At 60.2% G+C, this 1,338-nt stretch carries 1 protein-coding gene; it reads left to right on the plus strand.

Features of this window, described 5'->3' with window-relative positions:
• Window positions 1-89: 89 nt before the first annotated feature.
• On the plus strand, window positions 90-1,196 hold the full coding sequence (locus C0Z18_RS32405; protein ID WP_102649539.1) for an IS5 family transposase: 1,107 nt from the start codon (window positions 90-92) through the stop codon (window positions 1,194-1,196).
• Window positions 1,197-1,338: the final 142 nt, after the last annotated feature.

The following is a 1,338-nucleotide window of genomic DNA, read 5'->3' on the forward strand; positions in this document are numbered from 1 at the left end:
CAGGCTGTTGAAATACCTCCCGCAGACGTCATCCGAGCGGGAGGGGTAAACGTTGAAAGAAGGAATCGACCAACACTGAGAGCGAAACGATGCGCGGAGCGGACGGCTACACCGAGACGATGTTCACGATGGCGAAACTCGACGAATTCGTTCCGGCCAATCATCCGCTGCGGCCGATTCGCCTCTGGTTGAACGACGCTCTGAAGCGCATGGACGGGGTGTTCGCGCGCATGTATGAGAGCGATGCGAAAGGCGGTAGGCCGAGCATCGCGCCCGAGAAGCTGATTCGCGCGCTGTTGCTTCAGGTGCTGTATTCGATCCGAAGCGAGCGCATGCTGATGGAGCAAATCTCCTACAACATGCTGTTTCGTTGGTTTGTCGGTTTGGCGATGGACGATGCGGTGTGGGACCACTCGACGTTCAGCAAGAACCGAGACCGGTTGCTGGCGCACGATGTCATTGTGGGTTTGTTCAACGAGACGGTGGAGACGGCGCATGCACGCGGTCATCTCTCGGGCGAGCACTTCAGCGTCGACGGCACGTTGATTCAGGCGTGGGCGGGCCATAAGAGCTTTGTGCGTAAGAACAAGTCCGATGACGATACGCCGCCTGGGGGCAATGCTCGCCAGCGCGAGGATTGGCACGGCGAGAAGCGCAGCAACGATACGCATGAATCGAGCAGCGACAGTCAGGCGAGGTTGTTCCGCAAGAGTCGCAACACTGGCGCGATACTTTGCTACATGGGGCACGTGCTCACGGACAACCGGCACGGACTGGTGGTCAACGCGCAAGTGACGCAGGCCAACGGTACGGCCGAACGCGATGCGGCGGCCGAGATGCTTGCCGATGCGGCGCGACTTGCCGAGGTACCGATTACGGTGGGTGCCGACAAGAATTACGACACAGCCGGATTCGTCGCGACGTGCCGCCGCAATCGTGTAACGCCGCATGTTGCGCAAAACGACGCGCGCACAGGTGGTTCGGCCATCGACGGGCGCACGACTCGCTGGGCGGGCTACGCCATCAGTCAGCGCAAGCGCAAATGCATCGAACAGGTGTTTGGCTGGGGCAAAACGGTTGGGCGGATTCGGCAGGTCATGTGTCGCGGGCGCGAGCGAGTCGAGCAGTTGTTCCTGCTGACGCAGGCCGCCTACAACCTCACGCGCATGCGAACGCTCGCAGCGAAAGCGGTGTAGAGGCGAAAGTCGGCGAGCAAATGACATCGAATCGGTCAGAATTAAAGAAATCCAGCATCAAAACGACATGACCCGAATCGGCACGGCAGCGCTGTGGAAAGCCACCGCTGCGCCACGACGGCGATACTTCAACAGCCTGCTA

This window comes from Trinickia dabaoshanensis (assembly GCF_002879885.1).
GTDB lineage: Bacteria > Pseudomonadota > Gammaproteobacteria > Burkholderiales > Burkholderiaceae > Trinickia > Trinickia dabaoshanensis.

Excerpts from the sequence above, each read along its gene's own strand:
- C0Z18_RS32405 (WP_102649539.1), top strand. The coding sequence starts at position 90 with ATGCGCGGAGCGGACGGCTACACCGAGACGATGTTCACGATGGCGAAA.